General features: G+C 69.0%; 5 protein-coding genes. All 5 read left to right on the top strand.

Annotation, left to right across the window (positions count from 1 at the left end; genetic code table 11):
* On the top strand, nt 1-1,547 hold a 1,547-nt coding region (locus tag ENN83_RS06980), incomplete at its 5' end, for a DEAD/DEAH box helicase (RefSeq protein ID WP_287185511.1).
* Complete coding sequence (locus ENN83_RS06975; protein ID WP_028030858.1) at nt 1,544-1,768, top strand: DUF6511 domain-containing protein; 225 nt, start codon at nt 1,544-1,546, stop codon at nt 1,766-1,768. The genes ENN83_RS06980 and ENN83_RS06975, both read left to right, overlap by 4 nt.
* A complete protein-coding gene (locus ENN83_RS06970; RefSeq protein WP_287185510.1) occupies nt 1,768-3,780 on the top strand; it encodes a PriCT-2 domain-containing protein in 2,013 nt (670 codons plus the stop codon). Before ENN83_RS06975 ends, ENN83_RS06970 begins: the two co-directional genes overlap by 1 nt.
* Before the next feature lie 4 nt (nt 3,781-3,784).
* Entirely contained in the window at nt 3,785-4,054 is a 270-nt protein-coding gene (locus ENN83_RS06965; RefSeq protein WP_287185509.1) for a hypothetical protein, read from the top strand.
* A gap of 395 nt (nt 4,055-4,449) precedes the next feature.
* Nucleotides 4,450-4,833 (top strand): hypothetical protein (locus ENN83_RS06960; RefSeq protein ID WP_287185508.1); only part of this gene is annotated, 384 nt, incomplete at its 3' end.

Below are 4,833 nucleotides of genomic sequence, written 5' to 3'. Positions count from 1 at the left end.
TGATCGCGCAGAACCATGCCGAGATGCTGGGGCTCTGGCCCAAGGCGCCCGCGGGCATCTACTCGGCCGGGCTCGGCCGCCGCGACGCGCGGGCCCGGATCCTCTTCGCCGGCATCCAGTCCATCCACGACAAGGCGACGCGCATCGGCCATGCCGATCTGGTGCTGATCGACGAGGCCCATCTGATCCCCGGCCGGTCGAACACCATGTATCGCCGTTTCATCACCGACCTGCAGGCGATCAACCCCGCGCTGAAGGTGATCGGGCTGACGGCGACGCCCTTCCGGCTCGACAGCGGCATGCTGCACGAGGGCGAGAACGCGCTCTTCACCGACATCGCCTACGAGGTGTCGGTCCGCGACCTGATCGATCAGGGCTTTCTCTCCCCGCTCATCTCGAAACAGACGAAGACCCGCCTCGACGTGACCGGCGTGGGATCGCGGGGCGGCGAGTTCATCGCGCGCGACCTCGAGGACGCGGTCGACCAGGACGCCATCACGCGCGCCGCTGTGGCCGAGGTGATCGCCCATGGCGAGACGCGCCGGTCCTGGCTCGCCTTCTGCTCGGGCGTCCGCCACGCCACCCACGTCGCCGAGGAGTTCCGCCGCCGCGGGGTGAGCTGCGCCACCATCTTCGGCAAGACGCCGAAAGACGAGCGTGACGCGATCATCGCCGCCTTCAAGCGCGGCGAGATCAGGGCGCTGGCCTCCATGGGCGTGCTGACAACGGGCTTCAACGCGCCGGCCGTGGACCTGATCGCCATGCTGCGGCCCACCAGGTCGGCCGGTCTCTATGTCCAGATGGCCGGACGGGGCACGCGGCTCGCCGAGGGCAAGGAGAACTGCCTTGTTCTCGATTTCGCGGGCAATGTCCGCCGGCATGGCCCCATCGATCTGGTGCGGCCGAAGCGGCCGAGGGGACAGGGCGACGGACCGCCGCCCACCAAGATCTGCCCGGAATGCGGGACCATCGTCGCCATCGCGGCGCTCGAATGCCCTGACTGCGGTTTCGAGTTCCCCGGCCGCGAGGTGAAGCTCGAGCCGACCGCCTCGACGCTGGAGGTCCTGTCGACAGGCAAGCCGCAATGGGCCGCCGTCACCGACGTCACCTACAGGCGCCACGAGAAGCGCGGCGGGCGGGTCTCGCTGAAGGTCACCTACCGCTGCGGTCTCGCCTTCCACACGGAATGGGTCTGCTTCGAGCACGAGGGTTATCCGCGCCGGAAGGCCGTGAGCTGGTGGCGCGAGCGCGCGCCCGAGCTGGAAGTGCCCGAGTCTATCGATGAGGCGCTCCTGCTGGCGGACCGGCTGCGCCGACCCACCGAGATCGCTGTCCGCCCCGCGGGCCGCTTCACCGAAATCACCGCCTACAGGTTCGCCCCATGCCTTACAGCCGTTCCGGGCTCTGCGCCGTCTGCCACCGAGAGCCCCGTGGCTGGGGCTGGTTCGACGCGCGCTTCCGCGTCTCCGACCCGCGGCGCGACACGAGCCGCCGAGACCTCTGCAGCCGCGCTTGCCAGGACATTTGCCACCGGAGGTCGGGCATGATCGATCCGACCCCCAATGAGACGGCGGCCATGGTCGAGGGCGGCAAGGCCGGCGGCGCCTATCTCGACAGCCTCGGCCGGACCGATCTCGCCCAACTCAGCGAGGAGGAGTGGGACACCTTCGTCGAGGTGATCGTCACCGGCTACTGCGACCACCTGCGCGACCTGGCGGCGAAGGACCGCGCGCGTCTCGACGGCATGATCCCGGAGGTGCCCTTCTGATGGCGGACACCTCGTGGATGGCGCGCGTGGGCGCGCGTCTCGTGACCAACGGCTACGCGATCCTGCCGATCGCGCCCGGCACCAAGAAACCCGGCCAGTTCACCCGCGCGGTCTGGCACGACTACCCGCAGTGGAATCGGCATGCGAGCCGCGCCACGACCGAGCTCGAGGTCACGACCTGGTCCAGCTGGCCCGACTGCGGCGTCGGAATCGTCGGCGGCGCGGTCGCCGCGCTCGACATCGACGTCGCCGAGGATGGCGAGCTTGCGCTGCGCATCGAACGACTGGCCCGCGAGCGGCTGGGCGACACGCCGGCGCTCAGGATCGGCAAGCCACCGAAGCGGCTGCTTGTCTATCGCACGCGAGAGCCCTTCGCCGGGATCCGGCGTGCCCCGTTGGAAATGCTCTGCCTCGGACAGCAGTTCGTGGCCTATGCCGAGCATCCCGACACCGGTCAGCCCTATGCGTGGCCGGACGAGGGGTTGGCTGACCTCGACATCGAGAGTCTGCCCGCCATCGACGCCGGCCGGGCGGCAGCGTTTCTCGACGAGGCGCTGGCGCTGATTCCGCCCGAGATGCGCCCGAAGAGCCTCGGTGCGAAGACGGCGAACGGCGCAGCGCACCCGAGTCTGCCGGCCCACGCACAGGCCGGCACGCTGGCGGCGATCCGCAGCGCGCTCGCCTGGCTGCCCAACGCCGAGCTCGACTACGACAGCTGGATGCGCATCGGCATGGCGCTGAAGGGCGCGCTGGGCGAGGAGGGTGCTGCGCTCTTCGCCGACTGGTCGGCGCAGGCCGCCAAGAACGATCCGGCCGCGACGGCGAAGGCGTGGGCGAGCTTCAGGCCCGCGCGCATCGGCGCCGGCACGATCTATCACCTCGCCATGGAGAAGGGCTGGCGTCCCGATCCCGACCTGCTGCTCGACGGCAGTCAGAAGGTTTGCTCGGGCGACGCGCATCCCGCGGCGGGCCTCCTCGCGCGGCTCGCCCAGCCTGAAGCCCCGATGCCGATCCTCGCGCCTGCGCCGTCCTTCACGCTGACGATCCCAGGCGGGCTCGTGGGCGATCTCGCGCGCTACATGATCGACACGGCACGCAGACCGCAGCCGCTTCTTGCGGTGGGTGCGAGCCTCTGCGCCCTCGGCGCGCTGATGGGGCGGCGCTACCGCACGACGACCGACCTGCGCACGAACCTCTACATCGTCGGCATCGCGGACAGCGGCTCGGGCAAGAACCACGCCCGCGAGGTCGTCAACGAGCTGTTCTTCGCGGCCGGCCTCGCGCACCACCTGGGCGGCAACAAGATCGCGTCGGGCGCGGGGCTCCTGACCGCTCTCCACCGTCAGCCCGCCATCTTGTTCCAGATCGACGAGTTCGGGATGTTCCTTGCGGCGGCGGCCGACCGGAAGCGCAGCCCGCGCCACGTCACCGAGATCCTCGACAACATGACCGAGCTCTACACCGCGGCGTGCGGGGTCTTTCTCGGCGCGGAATACGCCAACCGGGACGGCTCGAACGAGCGGCGCGACATCGTCCAGCCCTGCCTCTGCGTCTATGGCACGACGACGCCGCTGCATTTCTGGGGGGCGCTGCAAGGCGCGAATGTCGTCGACGGCTCGCTCGCCCGGTTCATCATCCTGCCGAGCGAGGAGGACTATCCGGACGAGAACCGTAGCGCCGGGCTGCGTCGACCTCCGCGCGCGCTGATCGAGGGGCTGCAGCGGCTCGCCGAAGGCGGCGGCCGGGCGAGCGGTAACCTCGCCGGCCGAACCTCGGGCCCCGAGACCGCGGTCGACCCGATGACAGTGCCGATGGACGATGAGGCGCAGCTTCGCTTCGACGCGCTCAGCGACGAGATCACCGGCGAGCTCAGGGCTGCAGCCGGCACGTTCCAGACGGCCGATCCTTGCTCGGATCGCGGAAAACGCGGCCAAGGTCGCGCTCGTCCTGGCCGGGGGGCGGAATGCGGTCCATCCTGTCATCCGGCTCGAGGAGGCCGTCTGGGCGATTGATTTCGTGCGGCACTTCGCCCGGCGCACCATCGACGCCGTTGAGCGCCATGTCGCCGACACCGAGACCGAGGCGCATCTGAAGCGGGTGCGAGAGATCATCCGCAAGGCCGGGTCGGCAGGCGTCACCAAGTCCGAACTGACCCGCGCGTCGCAATGGCTCCGGGCGCGCGACCGCGACGACATCCTGCTCACGCTGGTCGAGAGCGGTGACATCGTCGCGGTGGAGAAGGAGACCGGGGGGCGGAAGGCCATGCGCTTCCGGGCGATGCGGTGAGGGTCGGGACGGTGCTTCCTTCAACCGCCCCCATCCTTCATTTGAAGGAAGTTTGTGCGCAAGCTCCCGTCCCGGAATGGAAATCCGGCGCGCGGGGCTTCTTTCAATATTTCACGCAAGGACCCTCGCGCGCGTGGATGGGAAGGGGTGCCACACCCATACCCCATGAAATAACTGAAATATTGAAAGAAGAGATTTATACTCATTCTGCCAATGGCTTGCGGCCCCACTTCCTTCAAGCGGACGGGGTGAAGCCATTGAAGGAAGTGCCGGGCGCTCCCGGCATCGACAACGTGACCGTGACCAGACCTCGCGATCCCGGTCCGGGCGCGCGTGCTGCCGCTCTACCCGAGCAGCCGTGCCGCCCCGGCCTCTCAATCGAAGAGGAGGTCATCATGGACCGCTCCCCACACATCGCTGCGGCGCCTCTCACGGCTGCCGGCACTCTCGACCGCTGCATTCTCGCGCTGGATCTCGGCACCAGCACCGGCTGGGCGTTGCGCTCGGCCGAAGGGCTGATCACCAGTGGGACCGCGAGCTTCAGGCCCGGCCGCTATGACGGTGGCGGCATGCGCTATCTGCGCTTCACCAACTGGCTGACCGAGATCGATCGCCTGTCGGGACCGGTCGCCGCGATCTGGTTCGAGGAGGTGCGCCGCCACGCCGCAACTGACGCGGCCCATGTCTATGGCGGGCTCATGGCCACGCTCACTTCTTGGGCCGAGCTGCGGGGCGTGCCTTATCAGGGCGTGCCGGTCGGCACCATCAAGCGCCACGCC

The organism is Rhodovulum sp. (genome assembly GCF_011048875.1).
Classification (GTDB): Bacteria; Pseudomonadota; Alphaproteobacteria; order Rhodobacterales; family Rhodobacteraceae; genus Rhodovulum; species Rhodovulum tesquicola.
Note: the sequence above shows the minus strand (reverse complement) of the source record. Positions and strands in the feature narration are given on the sequence as shown.